Annotated in this window: 14 protein-coding genes; 7 read left to right on the forward strand and 7 right to left on the reverse strand. The window is 45.9% G+C overall.

Translation table 11 applies throughout. The features are described from left to right. The first annotated feature begins 6 nt into the window (after nt 1-6). Nucleotides 7-972 carry a 4-hydroxy-3-methylbut-2-enyl diphosphate reductase gene (gene ispH / locus ACWYU8_RS16490; RefSeq protein ID WP_457520828.1) on the forward strand — a complete coding sequence of 322 codons (966 nt, stop codon included), beginning with the start codon at nt 7-9 and terminating at the stop codon, nt 970-972. Between the two features lie 55 nt (nt 973-1,027). Here the strand turns inward: ispH and btsR are convergent, their stop codons facing one another. The 3 genes from btsR to ACWYU8_RS16505 form a co-directional block, all read right to left on the reverse strand. Continuing rightward, entirely contained in the window at nt 1,028-1,756 is a 729-nt protein-coding gene (btsR, locus tag ACWYU8_RS16495; protein ID WP_457520829.1) for a two-component system response regulator BtsR, read from the reverse strand. A 30-nt stretch (nt 1,757-1,786) separates the two neighbouring features. Then, nucleotides 1,787-3,457, reverse strand: coding sequence for a LytS/YhcK type 5TM receptor domain-containing protein (locus ACWYU8_RS16500; RefSeq protein WP_457520830.1), 1,671 nt, complete (start codon nt 3,455-3,457; stop codon nt 1,787-1,789). A gap of 147 nt (nt 3,458-3,604) precedes the next feature. Further along, a complete protein-coding gene (locus ACWYU8_RS16505; protein WP_457520831.1) occupies nt 3,605-5,089 on the reverse strand; it encodes a carbon starvation CstA family protein in 1,485 nt (494 codons plus the stop codon). Nucleotides 5,090-5,419: 330 nt separating this feature from the next. Between ACWYU8_RS16505 and ACWYU8_RS16510 the strand changes: the two genes are divergently transcribed. Together ACWYU8_RS16510 and ACWYU8_RS16515 are read left to right on the forward strand one after the other, a co-directional pair. After that, nucleotides 5,420-5,761 carry a DUF2799 domain-containing protein gene (locus tag ACWYU8_RS16510; protein WP_457520832.1) on the forward strand — a complete coding sequence of 114 codons (342 nt, stop codon included), beginning with the start codon at nt 5,420-5,422 and terminating at the stop codon, nt 5,759-5,761. Between the two features lie 110 nt (nt 5,762-5,871). Further along, a complete protein-coding gene (locus ACWYU8_RS16515; RefSeq protein ID WP_457520833.1) occupies nt 5,872-6,201 on the forward strand; it encodes a hypothetical protein in 330 nt (109 codons plus the stop codon). Between the two features lie 257 nt (nt 6,202-6,458). Here the strand turns inward: ACWYU8_RS16515 and murQ are convergent, their stop codons facing one another. After that, complete coding sequence (gene murQ / locus ACWYU8_RS16520) at nt 6,459-7,385, reverse strand: N-acetylmuramic acid 6-phosphate etherase (RefSeq protein WP_457520834.1); 927 nt, start codon at nt 7,383-7,385, stop codon at nt 6,459-6,461. A 16-nt stretch (nt 7,386-7,401) separates the two neighbouring features. Further along, nucleotides 7,402-8,514 (reverse strand): anhydro-N-acetylmuramic acid kinase, encoded by a 1,113-nt coding sequence (locus ACWYU8_RS16525; protein WP_457520835.1) that lies wholly within the window; start codon nt 8,512-8,514, stop codon nt 7,402-7,404. Nucleotides 8,515-8,603: 89 nt separating this feature from the next. Between ACWYU8_RS16525 and nagZ the strand changes: the two genes are divergently transcribed. The 3 genes from nagZ (at nt 8,604) to tyrA (ending at nt 12,035) form a co-directional block, all read left to right on the forward strand. After that, nucleotides 8,604-9,587, forward strand: coding sequence for a beta-N-acetylhexosaminidase (nagZ, locus tag ACWYU8_RS16530; RefSeq protein ID WP_457520836.1), 984 nt, complete (start codon nt 8,604-8,606; stop codon nt 9,585-9,587). A gap of 219 nt (nt 9,588-9,806) precedes the next feature. After that, the gene (locus ACWYU8_RS16535) at nt 9,807-10,880 is read left to right on the forward strand and encodes a 3-deoxy-7-phosphoheptulonate synthase (protein ID WP_457520837.1); all 1,074 of its coding nucleotides are present in this window, start codon (nt 9,807-9,809) and stop codon (nt 10,878-10,880) included. A 27-nt stretch (nt 10,881-10,907) separates the two neighbouring features. After that, nucleotides 10,908-12,035: a bifunctional chorismate mutase/prephenate dehydrogenase gene (gene tyrA / locus ACWYU8_RS16540; protein WP_457520838.1), complete on the forward strand. Its 1,128-nt coding sequence runs from the start codon at nt 10,908-10,910 to the stop codon at nt 12,033-12,035. Nucleotides 12,036-12,098: 63 nt separating this feature from the next. Here tyrA and ACWYU8_RS16545 read toward each other — a convergent pair whose 3' ends face one another. Together ACWYU8_RS16545 and ettA are read right to left on the reverse strand one after the other, a co-directional pair. Further along, complete coding sequence (locus tag ACWYU8_RS16545; RefSeq protein ID WP_457520839.1) at nt 12,099-13,100, reverse strand: peptidoglycan DD-metalloendopeptidase family protein; 1,002 nt, start codon at nt 13,098-13,100, stop codon at nt 12,099-12,101. A gap of 390 nt (nt 13,101-13,490) precedes the next feature. Then, complete coding sequence (gene ettA, locus ACWYU8_RS16550; protein WP_457520840.1) at nt 13,491-15,158, reverse strand: energy-dependent translational throttle protein EttA; 1,668 nt, start codon at nt 15,156-15,158, stop codon at nt 13,491-13,493. Nucleotides 15,159-15,568: 410 nt separating this feature from the next. On the opposite strand from ettA, the gene sltY reads away from it, so the two are divergent. Beyond that, the gene (gene sltY, locus ACWYU8_RS16555; RefSeq protein ID WP_457520841.1) at nt 15,569-17,506 is read left to right on the forward strand and encodes a murein transglycosylase; all 1,938 of its coding nucleotides are present in this window, start codon (nt 15,569-15,571) and stop codon (nt 17,504-17,506) included. The last annotated feature ends 12 nt before the right edge of the window (nt 17,507-17,518 follow it).

Raw genomic sequence — 17,518 nt, forward strand, 5'->3', positions numbered from 1 at the left:
ATTTCCATGAGCAATGAAATGAAAATCCTATTAGCTAACCCACGCGGTTTTTGTGCCGGTGTTGACCGTGCGATTAGCATCGTAGAGCGTGCGCTAGAGATGTACCAGCCACCGATTTATGTACGTCATGAGGTGGTTCACAACCGTTTTGTAGTCGAAGGGCTCAAACAACGCGGTGCGATCTTCGTCGAAGAGTTACATGAAGTGCCTGACAATAACATTGTGATTTTTTCTGCTCATGGTGTATCACAAGCAGTTCGCCAAGAAGCGAAGCTACGCGATCTCACGGTATTTGATGCAACTTGTCCACTGGTAACTAAAGTCCATATGGAAGTGGCGCGTGCAAGCCGCCGCAATATGGAAGTGATACTGATTGGTCACGCAGGCCACCCTGAAGTGGAAGGCACCATGGGACAGTACGCGAGTGAAACTGGCGGTATGTACTTAGTAGAAACACCTGCTGATGTAGAGAAGCTCAAAGCGATCGTTAAAGATCCTTCCGATCTGCATTACGTAAGCCAGACCACACTTTCTGTTGATGAGACGGCCGACGTGATTGACGAACTGCGCCGCGTATTCCCTGATATCCAAGGCCCGCGTAAAGATGATATCTGCTACGCAACACAAAACCGTCAGGATGCAGTGCGAGACATGGCGAGTGATGTGGATGTGATGGTTGTGGTGGGTTCTAAGAACTCGTCTAACTCTACACGCCTAAAAGAACTAGCAGAAAAGCTGGGTACGCCGGGTTACCTGACAGATTGCCCTGAAGACATCAAACCTGAATGGTTCGAAGGCAAAACGAAAGTGGGTGTGACCGCTGGCGCATCGGCACCAGAGGAGTTGGTTAATCAGATTCTTGAACGCATTAAGGAACTGATTGGTGCGCGCTCCGTCGATGAAGTTTCAGGCAGAGAAGAAAACATGTTCTTCGAAGTACCTAAAGAGCTACAGATCAAACAAATTGATTAAAACGAGCGAATAGTAATAAACAGGCGACTTCAAGGTCGCCTTTTTTGTGTCGGAGTTAATTATTGATACCAAGCATTTCTTTGAGTACTTTCAGATAGCGTCGACTCACAGGGATCTCAAAGCCCGTCTTGGTGATGATTTCCGCTAACCCGTTCTCCAACAGTTTAATTTCGCTGATCGCTTTGATACTGACTAGATACTGCCGATGACACCGAACCAGAGGCGTTTTTTCTTCGATGGTTTTTAGCGTTAATTGTGTACTGGCGGTTTGGCTCACAGATCGAACGTGAACCCCACTGATATCGCTATAGGCGCATTCAACGGTATCGGTAGCCATAATCACAATCCGGTTATGACCAATACAAGGTATCTGGTCTAAAGTGTCTGGCGCAATGGCTGAAAATTGCTGAGTTAGTGTCGACTGGTTGATGGTCTTATTCAGACGTTTTACGGTTTTATTGAGGCGGTTCGGATCAACAGGCTTCAGTAAATAGTCAAAAGCATTATCTTCGAAAGCTTGAATCGCATACTGGTCATAGGCGGTAACAAAAACCACGTAAGGCATCGTGTCAGGGTCGAGCATGCCGAGCAGTTCAATGCCGGTGACTTGAGGCATCTGGATATCTAAGAACACCACATCAGGTTTAAGCTCATTGATTTTCTTCAGGCCGAGAATGGCGTTTGAGGCATCGCCTATCACCTCGACTTGGCCTGTTTCGGACAATAACTCTGCTAATTCTTCACGAGCAAATTGTTCATCATCAATGACGAGAGCGGTTAACATCCACTATTACCTTTATTCTGACTGACGTTTTTACGAATTCGGGGGAATGATAAAACTCATTTTAGTAAATTGATGCTTCTCGCACGTAATTTTTAGCGCTGAATCACGTCCAAATTGATTTGTGAGGCGTTTATCGACAATTTCCAAGCCTAATCCCGAGTGGTTATCTTTCGGTGGCTCAAAGCTGCCAGCATTGTCTTCTACGGTAATAAGGTGTCCCTGTGGATGCACTTGGCTGTATATTTTGACTTTACCGCCTTCCAGCAGATTAGAAATACCGTGTTTGATGGCGTTTTCAACCAGAGGCTGGAGTGTAAAGCTTGGTAATTTGATATCGAGTAATTCTGGTTCAATATCTATCTCGACTTCCAGACGGTCAGTAAAACGTGCTTTCTCAATGCTCAGGTAGGAGTTCACATGGGCGAGCTCTTCTTTTAGCGTCACAGTATTGATGTTTTGTTTTAAGTTACTGCGGAAGAAGTGCGATAAATTCTGAATCAACTCACGCGCTTTATCTGGATCACGACGCGTGATGGCACTGATGGTATTCAGTGCATTGAACAAGAAGTGCGGGTTGACTTGTGCATGCAATAATTTGATTTCTGCCTGAGCTAGCAAGGCTTGTTGTTGCTGGTAATCGCCATATAAGATCTGGCTCGACAATAATTGGGCAATCCCTTCTCCCATTGACATGTTGACCGTTGAAAACAGCTTTCGCTTCGGCTCATAGAGCTTAATCGTACCTATGACTTCCTTACCTGCACGCAGTGGAATGATAAGCGCAGAACCCAGTTTGCAGTCTTTCGCGATTGAGCACTGATATGGACGTTCTGTGCCATCGAGATAAATGATGTCGTTCTTCTCCATTGAGTCCAACGTACTCTGTGAAGAGATAGGCGTGTTTGGTTTATGGTGATCATCGCCGATACCCACAAAGGCGAGGATCTTTTCCTGATCGGTAATCGCGACCGCGCCTACTTTTGTCTCTTCATAAATAATACGGGCGATTTTTTCTGCGTTTTCAGTGTTAAAACCGTTACTTAAAATGCCTACTGATCGGTCGGCAATGGTTAACGCTCGACGTGAAAAGGTTGCCGAGTATTTTTCGAAAATGGTTTTTCGGTCTTGAAGAATGCTCATGAACAGAGCAGCGCCAAACGAGTTGGCAATGATCATTGGAGCAGCAATCGCTGATACCAATTCATAAGCCTGGTCGAATGGTTTTGCGACCGCGAGCAGCAAGATCATCTGTACCACTTCAGCCACAAAGGTAACGCTGAATACAACGCTTGGGTTAAACAGCAGAGCGCCTTTGTTGCGTTTGATTAGGTATACATGGAGCAGGCCACCAATGACCCCTTCGGCGGTTGTCGAGATTGCACAGGCTAAATCAGTAAAACCACCCAGCGTGTAGCGGTGAATACCACCAGTGAGACCGACAGCGAAACCAACCACAGGTCCGCCGAATAATCCGCCCATCACCGCGCCAATCGCACGGGTGTTGGCAATCGCATCGTTAATGTGCAGACCAAAGTAGGTGCCGAGAATACAAAATCCCGAGAAGAGTACATAACAAATTAAGCGGTGACTTAAACGCGAAGAGATGCTCAGCAAAGGTAAAATGATCGGCGTTTTACTCAGCATATACGCCAGTACCAAGTAAACACACATTTGCTGTAATAGGGAAATAACCAGTTCCATAGCGAACCTAACCTGAAATCAATGAAGTTATTGTATACCTAAACAACCTTGAGGTTTTATCAGCCTTTAAAGTCATTTGGGTATAAAACAAAAAGAGCCTGCGTTTGGGCAGGCTCTTAATCTTAATCAGTCATGAATCAGCTGGGATTAAGCCGTTTCAGATACTGTTTGTGGTTTCTCTTCGTCTGCCAGTTCAGTTTCGCCTTTACCTTTAGAGGTTTTGATAACGTAAGCTGTTACCACTAGCGAGAAGATGATACCCGCGATAGTTGACACTTGCATTGGCAGGCCGAAACCTAGTGAGCTGTTGTTCAGAATGAAGCTCACACATACTGTCGTCATGAACACTGCTGGGATAGTGGTAATCCAGTGCAGTTTGTTGTGACGTAGTAGGTAAGCCGATGCAGTCCAAAGCATCATTACCGCTGTTGTTTGGTTTGCGAAGCCGAAGTAACGCCAGATGATACCGAAGTCTACTTGAGTCAGGATGCCACCGATAACGAACAGTGGAAGTGCCATTAGTAGTCGGTTACGTAGCGTTTTCTGTTCCATGTTGAAGTATTCAGCAAGAATCAGACGGCTTGAACGGAACGCTGTGTCACCAGAAGTAATAGGCAGGATAACTACACCCAGGAACGCGATGATACCGCCGAACACACCTAGTAGACCAAATGAAGCGCTGTATACCACGTTACCAGGACCACCGTTCTTCACTGCTTCTGACAATGCGTCTAGAGAGCCGAAGAAAGATAGCGCAATAGCACACCAGATTAGCGCGATAACGCCTTCACCGATCATTGCACCGTAGAATACGAAGCGACCGTTTTTCTCATTTTCCATACAACGAGCCATCAGAGGAGACTGAGTTGCGTGGAAGCCAGAGATAGCACCACATGCGATAGTGATGAACAGTGCTGGCCATAGAGGCATGTCATTCGGGTTTAGGTTGCTGAACATGTCCGAGACTTGGAAGTCACCCATTACTGTGTGCTCACTAGACAATGCAATCGCTGTCATCAGGCCAACAGACATGAAGATGAGTAGCGCGCCAAACAGTGGGTAGAAGCGGCCGATGATTTTATCAACAGGAACAATTGTCGCGATGATGTAGTAAGCAAAGATAACCACAACCATCGTTGTCATGCTAACGCTCAGGCTAGTTTGATCATTGATTAGGTTTGTGATCATGCCAGCTGGTGCCGATACGAATACCACACCTACAAGAAGCAACAGGACAATGGCAAAAATGTTCATAAAGTGTTTAGCGCCATTACCTAGGTAGCGACCTGTAATCGTTGGTACAGAAGCACCACCGTTACGAACAGATAGCATACCAGAGAAGTAATCGTGTACTGCACCAGCAAAGATACAGCCAATTACGATCCACAGCATTGCCGCTGGGCCGTATAGCGCACCCATGATTGGGCCAAAGATTGGACCTACGCCAGCGATATTCAGGAGCTGAACCAGGTAAACTTTCTTGGTTGACATTGGAACATAGTCAACACCATCTGCTTTAGTATGAGCAGGCGTTTGGCGTTTTTCATTAATACCGAAAATTTTCTCAACGAAAGCGCCGTAGATGAAGTATCCGCCGATTAGAGCTGCGACACAGGTTAGAAACCACATCATAACTATTGTCCTTAGTTTGTAGGATAGGGTAATTGTTTTAATTTCAGGATGCATGTTATGCGCTGCTGCTGTGAATTGCATTCGCTTAGTCGATGAGTGGTCGAATAGGGTGATGAGTGGTCGATATGACCCGTGAGTGGTTTTCATTCTGGCTCAGTGGTCGCCAAAAGCAGTAAGTGGTATCAGTGTGGATTGAGTGGCACGGATTTGACCGCGAACGGTTAGTTGTCACAGCCAGTGGCGAAATACACAGATAAACGGTCAAACCGAGAAATTAGTGATAAGCTTATTTTGAAAACGAATTTTTAAAACAATAAGTTAAGGGAAGGTATGAACAAGGCAACGTTAGGGTTAGCGCTGGCTTTACTGGCAGGGTGTACCGCAACCACAGAAGATCTTGCGCAATCCGGGGACTGGTACCAAATTGGTTATCGCGATGGCGTGGCAGGCCACACATCACGCACGGTAAAAGAGTTAAGTGAGATGGGAAATGCCAAGCAAGGGGATTACGACCAGGGCTATCTGGAAGGTTTAGCTGAATACTGTAACCCAGATTTTGCATACCAGATTGGACTGTCGGGTCAGTACTATGAAGGGGTATGTGAAGGGACAAAACAGGCGCAAAAATTCCGTATGGAATGGCAGCGTGGCTGGAATGAATACAGCAAGTAATACTGTTGCATAATCAAGACGACCGTCTGACTTGTTAATCTTCTGACAAACGGGGTGAACTTGTTTGTTTTACTTTTGCCATTGAGATTGAATTCAGAGTGATTCCGACGATGAAAAAGTATTTCCTGCTCACTTTAGTTTTATTACCACTGACTGTCAGTGCGTCGAATGCGCTGAAGGATACGATTAAAGCTAAACGTAAATACGAGCATAGCAAAAGTCATATTACTAATACGCTCGATAATACGAAACGTGATATCGAAGAGATCACCAGTGGCACTTACGTGCAGAATCAGGCGAAACGTGAGGCTAAGAAAGCGACGAGCAAGTACACCAACAAAGTGGAAAACGTTAAAAATGCCGCAGACCCAGAGCATATCAAGCGTAAAGCCAACAATGAGCTCAATCGCCAGGTTGATGAGTGGCTCTATGAAGATTAACGAGCAAAGAAAAAGGTGACATTAGCAATACAGTTCACTTCAGAGCATTCCAGCTTGCCGTCATCCTGGACAGCGACGAAGGAGCGTGATTCAGGATCTTCTATCCGAGTACTTTGTTATCAAAGGTATTTCTCACTATTCTCAGCGCGCTGATACTAGATTCCTAGTCTCGCTAAGGCTCGCTGGAATGACCCGATAATAGTTTTTAAGTGGCTGGCATTAGATACCAGTCACTTTTTATTCTTACTAGTTTGTTATTACTTGGGTTGGTGCTTTTCTACCGCTTTGCGCAGGAAGCCATCCTGATGAGCCAGTTGCTGGCGAGCGGAGTCGATATCAAGATCGGTCAGGATCATCAAGATCGCCAGTTTCACCTCATAGTCCGTTTGCTTCAGCACTGCTGTTGCCTGTTCTTTACTGCAGTCCGTCGCTTGCATCACGATACGAGCGGCGCGCGCGACCAGTTTTTCATTGGTTGCTTTTACGTCTACCATCAGGTTTTGATAGCTCTTACCAATTCGAATCATACTCGCCGTTGTCAGCATGTTCAGCACCAGTTTCTGTGCCGTTCCTGACTTCAGGCGGGTCGAGCCTGTTAATGCCTCGGGGCCTACGACTGGACTGATTGCAATGTCAGCGATATCGGCAATAGGAGAGTCAGGGTTACAAGACAGCGCGACTGTTGTTGCACCTATCTCATTGGCATAGTCTAATCCACCGATCACGTAAGGCGTTCTGCCACTTGCTGCGATACCGACAACGACGTCATTTTTATTGAAGTCGATGTTCTTTAAATCTTGTTCGCCAAGCAAAGGGGAGTCTTCTGCTCCTTCTTTGGCTTTCAAGATAGCTTCGGGACCTCCCGCTATCAGACCAATCACCATCTTATCTGATACTCCAAACGTTGGTGGGCATTCTGATGCATCCAGTACACCTAAACGACCGCTGGTTCCTGCACCCATGTAAACCAGTCTGCCACCTGCTTTAAATGCATCCGTGATCTTATCAACCGCGAGTGCTATCTCAGGAAGGACCTTTTCCACGGCAAGAGGAACGAGTTTGTCTTGCTGATTAATGCGCTGCACAATATCCAGTGAAGGCAGCAAGTCGATATCCATTGTTTCTGGGTTGCGACCTTCAGAAACGAGCTGTGATAAAGCAGCAATAAGTGCGTCGTTTGTCATAATTAAGCCTTCATTATTAATTTTTTGAATACATTACACCGAGTGAAGCCAGTCGACTTGCCCCAGTGACTTCCGGCAAATTGCTCGGCAAACCATGAATATGGCGCTGAGCTAACCATGCAAACGCCATCGCTTCCATATAGTCGCCATCCACACCTCTCTCAATTGTGGTGGCCACTTGCCATTGCGGAAGTAAGTTCGCTATACGTTGCATCAACAGTGGGTTTCTCGCTCCGCCACCACATACCAGTAGTTGTGGAGATGAGCCGTAAGTAAACTGTTCTACCTCATTGGCGATGGTTATCGCCGAGTATTCACAGAGCGTCCGTTGCACATCTTCCGCACAGATTTGGTGGTTAGTCAGATGGGATTGTAACCAGTCGATATTGAACAGTTCTCGGCCAGTACTTTTTGGTGCAGGCTTGGTTAAATAAGGCTCTTGCAGTAATTGATTAAGCAATAACTGGTTTACGGTGCCTTGCAACGCAAACTGTGCGTCTTTATCGAACCCTTGTGCCGTGTGCTTCTCACACCAGGCGTCCATCAGCATATTACCCGGTCCGGTGTCGTAACCAATCACGGGTTGTTGAGGATGCAACACTGAAATATTGGCGATGCCGCCAATGTTGAGTATGACCGTTGTTGAGTCTTGCATTGCAAAAATGCTTTTGTGGAAAGCCGGCACAAGAGGTGCGCCCTGACCACCAAGCGCCATATCCTTACGACGAAAATCGGCCACCGTATCGATGCCGGTTTTCACCGCAATAATGTTGGCATCACCCAATTGAGTGGTAAAAGGATGGTCGCCTGTTGGCTGGTGGAACACCGTTTGACCATGGTTACCGATCGCGCGGATTTGCTCAGCCAAATAGCCGGACTTCTCTAGCAGTTGCAGAACCGCATTGGCAAACAGGTGACCAAGCTGGTGGTCCAGTTCACCGATGGTTTTTAAGTTAGTAGCTTGACCAGTGCAAACGGATAATAAAGCCTGCTTGAGTGGCTTCGGCATTGGGTAATCATCGTGCGCAATAAGCTCAACCTGGTTGCCTTCAATTGCAACCAAAGCGGTATCGACACCATCCATACTCGTGCCAGACATCACGCCAATGTAAAGTTCGTTAAAATTCACAGCCGATCTCGTCAATTCTTCATTCGCTTATTGTAAAGCAAATCTGAAGCGAATAACCTCATTTAGAACCAGATATTTGAGGAGAAAACATGGGTCCGTTATGGGTTGACGTTGCAGGTTATGAACTGACTGCTGAAGACAAAGAAATTTTGGAACATCCAACGGTTGGTGGCTTGATTCTGTTTACGCGTAATTATCATGACAGCGAGCAACTTCAGGCGCTTACCCAGTCAATTCGTAAAGCGGCGAAACGTCCGTTTCTGATTGGTGTCGATCAGGAAGGAGGTCGAGTTCAGCGATTCCGTGAGGGCTTCTCTCTCATTCCCGCTGCAGATGAGTATGCCAAACATCGCAACGGCGAAGAGCTTGCCAGAATGGGTGGCTGGCTGATGGCGGCTGAGCTGATTGCGCACGACATTGACTTGAGCTTTGCTCCGGTGCTGGATAAGGGCCATCAATGTAAAGCGATTGGAAGTCGTTCTTTTGGCGAAGACGTAGATACCATACTTCGTCACAGCAGCGCTTATATGCAAGGCATGAAAAGCATCGGTATGGCGACGACGGGCAAACACTTTCCCGGTCATGGTGGGGTGATTGCTGACTCTCATTTGGAAACGCCATATGACGAGCGCAGTGATATCTTTGAGCAAGACATGGCAATTTTCAAAGCTCAAATCGAGTCGGGTATTTTAGATGCCATGATGCCAGCTCACGTCATTTTTCCTAATTATGATTCTCAACCTGCCAGCGGCTCTGAATATTGGCTGAAGAAAATCCTGCGTCAGCAGTTGGGATTCAAAGGCTTGATCTTTTCCGACGATTTGACGATGGAAGGGGCTGTCATCATGGGTGGGCCTGCAGAGCGTTCTATTCAGGCGTTGAATGCAGGTTGCGACATGCTCTTAATGTGTAATAAACGAGATGCTCAAGTCGAGGCGCTGGATAATTTGCCTATCTCGACTGTGCCACAAGCCAGCGCTCTACTGAAAAAACAGAGCTTTTCACTGAGTGAGCTTAAATTATCGCAAGGGTGGAAAGACGCCAGCGAAGCGATGAAACGTTTAACTCATTAAAACTTGCCGTTTGTGTCAGTGTAAACTGTTAAAAACACCCAACTTAAGCCAAAGTTCAATAAGTTTTGGCTTTTTATTTGGTGTAAATTTATTTTTACATTGAATGTTTTTTAATTTGTACACTTGTTTTTCTGATTTAGCCTGTTATCTTGTCGTTAAAGCTTAGTTGTCTCACCAAGGGTTTGGTTGGGTGTAAAAAATAATATACAGGTCAAGATTATGAAAAAAAGTGAATTGAGCGACATTAACATCGTCGAAGAACAGGTTCTTATTACTCCTGATGAGTTAAAAGCGAAGCTGCCTCTGAGCGACAAAGCGCGTCGTTTTATCCAAGAGTCTCGTCAAACCATTGCTAACATTATTCATAAGAAAGATCACCGTCTGCTTGTGGTGTGCGGACCTTGTTCAATCCACGATGTTGAAGCCGCGAAGGACTACGCAAAACGTCTTAAAGCACTTTCTGAACAACTTAGCGATCAACTGTATATTGTCATGCGTGTTTACTTTGAAAAGCCTCGTACAACGGTTGGCTGGAAAGGTTTAGTCAATGACCCCCACCTGGACGGCAGTTTCGATATCGAGCATGGTCTGCATGTGGGTCGTGAATTGCTGGTTGATTTGGCAGAGATGGACATTCCACTTGCGACTGAAGCTCTGGATCCTATTAGCCCTCAGTACATCGCAGATACCTTCAGCTGGGCAGCGATTGGTGCGCGTACTACGGAATCGCAAACTCACCGCGAAATGGCAAGTGGACTATCAACGCCGATTGGCTTTAAAAACGGTACTGATGGCAGCTTAGCGACCGCGATCAATGCAATGCAGGCGGCATCTTCTAGCCACCGCTTTATGGGTATCAACCGAGAGGGGCAAGTGGCACTGTTGACAACCAAGGGCAATCCTAACGGTCACGTGATCCTACGCGGTGGGAAGCAGACAAACTATGATTCGGTATCGGTGAACGAATGTGAACAAGAAATGGCGAAGTTAGGCCTAGATGCATCACTGATGGTTGACTGTAGCCACGCTAACTCTCGTAAAGACTACCGTCGTCAACCGCTGGTTGCTGAAGACGTTATCCATCAAATCCGTGAAGGCAACAAGTCTATTATTGGTCTGATGATTGAGAGTCATATCAATGAGGGTAACCAATCTTCTGATCTGAAACTGGAAGAGATGAAATATGGTGTGTCTATCACCGATGCATGTATCAATTGGGAGTCAACTGAGGCACTATTGCGTCATGCACACAAAGAGCTGGTGCCTTTCTTAGAGAATCGCCTAAAAGGCTAAAAACGGAACTTATTTTAAGGAACATCAATGGCAGTTGAACTTAACGCATTACGCGATCAGATTGATGCAGTCGACAAACAAATGTTGGAGCTTTTGTCTCAGCGTTTAGCGCTGGTAGAAAAAGTAGGGGAAGTAAAAAGCGAACACGGTTTGCCAATTTATGTTCCTGATCGGGAGGCGGCAATGTTAGCCTCTCGTCGAGCCGAAGCTGAAAAGATGGGCGTACCTCCACAACTAATTGAAGACATTCTTCGTCGTACTATGCGTGAGTCTTATGCCAGTGAGAAAGATTCCGGTTTTAAGTGTTTGAATCCAGAATTGCGTTCAGTCGTGATTATTGGTGGTAATGGTCAACTTGGTGGCTTGTTTGGTCGTATGTTCAAGCTGTCCGGTTATCAGGTCAAGGTTTTGGGAAGTAAAGACTGGGATCGCGCTGATGAGATCTTAGACAATGCGGGATTAGTGGTCGTTACTGTACCGATTCATCTGACTGAAGGGGTTATTGAGAAACTTGGTAACCTTCCAGAAGATTGTATTCTGTGTGACTTCACGTCTATCAAGTCTAAGCCGCTGCAAGCGATGCTCAAGGTGCACTCTGGTCCGGTTGTCGGTCTGCACCCAATGTTCGGACCAGATGTTCCAAGTCTTGCTAAGCAAGTTATCGTTTACTGTGACGGCCGCGGTAATGAGCATTACCAATGGTTGCTACAACAGTTTGCCATTTGGGGTGCAAGCTTGTGCCAAATTGATGCTGCAGAACATGACCATGGTATGACGCTGATCCAGGCACTACGCCACTTTACTTCATTCGCTTACGGCATGCACTTGAGTAAAGAAAATCCGAATATTGAGCAACTGTTGAAGTTGAGCTCTCCAATCTACCGTCTTGAGTTGGCGATGGTTGGACGATTGTTTGGTCAGGATCCGAACCTGTACGGTGACATCATTTTCTCGTCTCAGGAGAACATTGATATGATCAAGCGCTTCCATCAACGTTTGGGTGAAGCGGTTGCGATCTTGGACGGTAAAGATAAAGCCAAGTTCATTGAAAGCTTCAAGCAGGTGAGTGATTGGTTTGGGAAGTACTCTCAGCAATTTATGAATGAGAGCCAGAACTTGCTCAAGCAAGCGAATGATAATATCCAACGCGGATAATCCACTGATATCAATGAAAAAGAGCAGCGTTGGCTGCTCTTTTTATTTATGCTTGATGAAAAATCAGTAAACCGCTGTCTCGTCGTCGTCATCACTGGATACCGTATTAATACTGGTATCACGGTAAGGAGAGTTAGTTAAATTGATTTGCAGGCGAACAACGTTATCAATTAACTGAACTAATGGCCCCCATTTCACCTTTTTCTCTTTTTCAAATACATAATTGAAGTTTTCAGGTGTCCAATCCATCAAATGCTGAGGATTCAGTGCCCTGCCAAGGAAGTGTACTTCGTAATGCAGGTGCGGTCCTGTTGAGCTACCGGAGTTCCCGCATTGAGCGATGACATCCCCTTTACTGATGAATTGACCGCTTTTTACATTGAAGTGTTTCAGGTGCGCGAAGGAGCTCATAAAACCAAACGAATGACGTAAGGTGAGATAGTTGCCATAACCAGAGGCACCCGGGCGAACTGTCTCCACGACGCCATCCGCTGGGGCCAAGACTTCCTCACCACTCTTACAAGTTAAATCAATACCGGTATGAACGTGCCTTTTCCCTGATATAGGGTTAATTCGGCTGCCATAAGGCGAAGAAATACGCTGATAGGTGATCGGACTGTCATTGGGTATCAAACGAAACATGGTTGCACGAACGGCGGAATCTATCGCAGCAGCGTCGATCCTCTCCTCCAGTGCTAAATTGTTTTCATCAAGCATCAGTTCTTCATCAGCCAGGCCCAGAACCGACTCAACATCAAATACACGTTTTCCTAACAGTTGGATTTGATTGCTCTTGTCGGTTAGTGCTTGAGATAGCGAGTGATTCGTATCAAGCTGCTCTTCGTAAAGGGCGTTGATTTCGTTCTTCTCGCTCTCCAACTTAGCGATGGTCTCAACCAGAACATCATGATCATGGGCCTGTTGCTGATTCATGTACCATGCGCCACCGAATACTGCGGGTAATGTAATGACTGAAGCTAATAGTGTAATGACCGAAGTGCGGCCAAAATAAAAATGTTGATCTCCGTTTTGGGTCGGGATCTGAATCGTGATTTTTTTAGACATAGTTATTATTACTTAAATAGGCATTGATTCTTTCTCTCCTAAATCCGAACGATGTACTGACTGTCGGTGCAGGAGTTCGTTACTGCTCATATTCAATTGTGAAAATTGTATTAAATTGCTATGGCTTCCTATGAGCGTTAGCCTAATTACGTTGTTCTACTTGCAGTGGTATTCGCAGACTAGTCGTGAATAACCTTGTCTCGCCAAATTTTTATTTTTCATGCCAAGTATTAGAACAAGTTGAATAATATATCAAAAAGAACAAAAAGTGTTCGATTTTTTATTTTAGACTGTCGACTCCACTGCAGAGTGGTGTCAGAACCAGTCACATTCTTCGATAAAAAACAAAGGCCGCTATGATAGCGGCCTTTGTGCAGATTACAATCAGACTTATTTAGCAATACGCTTGTATTTGATACGGTGAGGCTCTGCGGCGTCAGGGCCAAGAGTCTTCTTCAACCACTCCATGTATTCGGTGTAGTTACCTTCGTAGAAGTTAACCTGACCTTCATCACGGTAGTCGATGATGTGCGTTGCAATACGGTCCAGGAACCAACGGTCGTGCGAGATCACCATTGCGCAGCCTGGGAACTCCAGAAGCGCTTCTTCTAGTGCACGCAGTGTTTCAACGTCAAGGTCGTTGGTTGGTTCGTCGAGTAGTAGTACGTTGCCGCCCGCTTTAAGCAGTTTTGCAAGATGTACACGGTTACGCTCACCACCAGACAGCTCACCAATCACTTTTTGTTGATCAGAACCTTTGAAGTTGAAACGTGAACAGTATGCACGTGCCGGGAGTTCGAAGTTGTTGATCTTAATGATATCAGCACCTTCAGAGATCTCTTTGAACACAGTGTTCTTATCGTTCATTGAATCACGGAACTGCTCAACCGATGCCAGTTTCACTGTATCACCTAGTTCGATAGTGCCTGAATCTGGTTGTTCTGTGCCGCTTAGCATCTTAAATAGCGTTGATTTACCTGCACCGTTAGCACCGATAATACCAACGATTGCGCCTTTAGGGATGCTAAACGATAGGTCATCAATTAGCACGCGGCCGTCGAACGATTTCGTCAGGTTATTCACTTCGATAACCTTGTCACCTAGGCGTTCACCTGGCGGGATAAATAGTTCGTTGGTCTCGTTACGTTTTTGATGGTCAGTGTTTTGCAGTTCTTCAAAACGAGCCATACGCGCTTTCGATTTCGCCTGACGACCTTTAGGGTTCTTGCGTACCCACTCAAGTTCTTTCTCGATGGTCTTTTGACGAGCGCTTTCTTGTGATGCTTCTTGTTGTAGACGTGCATCTTTTTGTTCTAGCCAAGAGGTGTAGTTACCTTCCCATGGAATACCTTCACCACGGTCAAGCTCTAGAATCCAACCCGCAGCGTTATCCAGGAAGTAGCGGTCGTGGGTAATCGCAACAACGGTACCTGAGTAATCAACCAGGAAGCGTTCCAGCCATGCAACGGACTCAGCATCCAAGTGGTTGGTTGGTTCGTCTAGTAGTAACATGTCTGGTTTTTCTAGCAGAAGGCGACAGATAGCAACACGGCGGCGCTCACCACCCGATAGGTGTGCAATCTTTTGGTCCCATTCTGGCAGACGCAGTGCATCAGCAGCACGCTCTAGCGCATTATCCAGATTGTGGCCGTCTTTCGCTTGGATCAGCGCTTCAAGCTCGCCTTGCTCTTTTGCCAGTGCATCAAAATCTGCATCCGGTTCTGCGTAAGCGGCATATACCTCATCCAGACGTTTCAGCGCACCTGCTACGTCAGATACGGCTTCTTCTACGATCTCACGAACGGTTTTTGATTCATCAAGCACTGGCTCCTGAGGAAGGTAGCCAACATTGAGTCCTGGTTGTGGACGCGCTTCGCCATCGATATCCGTGTCGATACCGGCCATGATACGTAGCAGAGTAGATTTACCCGCACCGTTCAGACCTAAAACACCGATTTTCGCACCTGGGAAGAAGCTTAGAGAGATGTCTTTAAGAATTTGACGCTTAGGTGGCACAATCTTGCTCACCCGCGACATGGTATATACGTATTCAGCCATTGCCGATCGTTCCTAAATTAACAGTCATTCAAACCCAGTATTTTATACTAACTGCCTGATATACCCAAATGACTTCAGGGTGGAGGATTCATTTGGTGATATTTGTTACCTTATTGCAAGAATTTCCCTCGTAATGAGATTTCTTATTTTGAGCTGACCGGAAACTTACACGGTTACGGTATACACTTTTATTATTCGCTATTCGTAAAGAATGAGTTTCTTTGCGAGTTTTGAACATCTTGTCCTCTTTGCTGTAAAGGTTCACGAGTATAAATTTTAATACATCATTTTGCTTTACATGTGCACTTATGTTTTGTGTAAATATGTGCATATGTTCAAAGTGCCTTTGATACATAAACTCTAAGAGAACTAGGTTTTGAGGCGGTATATGTCCGGGGAAATTAATACAAATGAGATTCAACGTTACGGAATTGGCTAAAAGCGTTTGCTGTGCTGCCGCTTTGTGCGCAGCCAGTATGACAGCAAACGCAGCGCTTAGCTTAGAAAAGCAGCGCGAAGTTTATCAGCAAGCTCAAAATTTATTAGATAAGAATGATATCAACGGATACTTCGCGATTCGTCCAAAAATCGCAGATTATCCGCTGACACCTTATGTCGACTACCGTACTTTTTTACGGCAGTTACCCAGCAAGTCTTACAAACAAGTTGACGACTTTATTTCTGAGTACGAGTCGTATCCATTTTCTCGTCGTGTCAGGGCTCCGTATCTTGATCAGCTCTACAGACAGAAAGACTGGAAGACGATTACTGAATTTCAAAAAGTGATTCCAAGTGGTGATCGCTACCAGTGCATTTTTTACTACGCGCAATTGAAGCAGGGTAAGCAAGTTGCAGCGTTTAAAGGCGCGGAGGACATGTGGCTAAGTGGATCCAGCATTGCGGGAGAGTGCGACCCATTATTTGCCGCTTGGGATAACGCAGGTGAACGAACCGACGATTTGATCTTGCAGCGGATGTTACTGGCGTTTGATGCGCGCAACGGCGGCCTGATTAATTATCTGCAAAAGCTACCTAAATCCGCGAAAGCCAAGCAAGAAGCCAACGATATGAAGGCGCTGTTTGATAATCCAGCCACAGTGGCTGATTTTGCCCAGAGAAAGCCAGCGAATGATTTGAATCGTGCCCAAAGTCAGTATGCGCTGGAGAAGTTGGCACGCATGGATATCAATCAGGCACAAAAAGCGTACGCAGCGGTGGTGAAAGGGCAGAAGTTTTCTGCGCAAAAAGCACAATCACTCGCTGATTATATTGCATTTCGCCTGACCCGTACTGAATCCGCCAGTTTGGCTAAATGGCGAGATGACATCACAAAAACCAGTCAAGATAGCCCGTTGATAGAAACTCGCGTTCGTCTTGCTATTCAAAATGCAGACTGGAAAGGCGTGCAGGAGTGGATTGCCGTCCTCAGTAAAGAGGAACAAGCTACACTGCGTTGGCAATATTGGCTGGGACGTAGCGAAATCGCATTAGGTAATGAAGTATCAGGCAAGAAGCGATTAGCAACCTTGGTTGGTCAACGCGATTTTTATAGTGTTGCTGCAGCAAATGCGATTGGTCAGTCTATAAAGTATCCAACTCATAGAATAAAGCTGGATACGAAAGTGATTCAGCCATATCACGAACCTTTGGCCCGTATCGAAGAGCTCATCGCTACCGATAAGATTCCTGCTGCTAAAAGCGAGTGGGCTTATCTGCTGGGGCGTGCAAATCAAGATGAAAAGGCCATGCTTGCGGCGTATGCGTCTTCCAAAAATTGGCACAACCTGACCGTCACTGCGAGTATTCAAGCACAGATGTGGGACAACATTGAGCTGAGGTTTCCCGTCGCTCATCATTGGTGGTTTAACTTCTATGCGAAAAAGCATGATATTGATCCAGTGACAATGATGTCATTGGCACGACAAGAGAGTGCGCTGGATGTACACGCTCGTTCGCCAGTGGGCGCGCGCGGTCTTATGCAAATCATGCCAGAGACGGCAAAATATACCGCCCGTAAATACAAGCTTAGTTACCAGGGTACTGAAGATTTATATAACGTCGGTAAAAACATCGAAATTGGTAGCCATTACCTGCAAGGTTTACTAGAGGATTACGATAATAATCGTATTTTTGCTCTAGCTGCTTATAATGCAGGCCCTAGCAGAGTGAAAACGTGGCGAGAGCGAACCCAGGGTAAAGTGGATGCCTATTCATTTATTGAGGCCATTCCATTTAAAGAGACTCGTGGTTATGTGCAGAACATTTTGATGTTTGAAACTTACTATCGCGATCTTTTGGGTATCGATGGCGCGTTCTTGAATCAACATGAGATCAAAACCAAGTATTGAGTGAGGTAACTT

The sequence above is a fragment of the Vibrio limimangrovi genome (genome assembly GCF_054064025.1).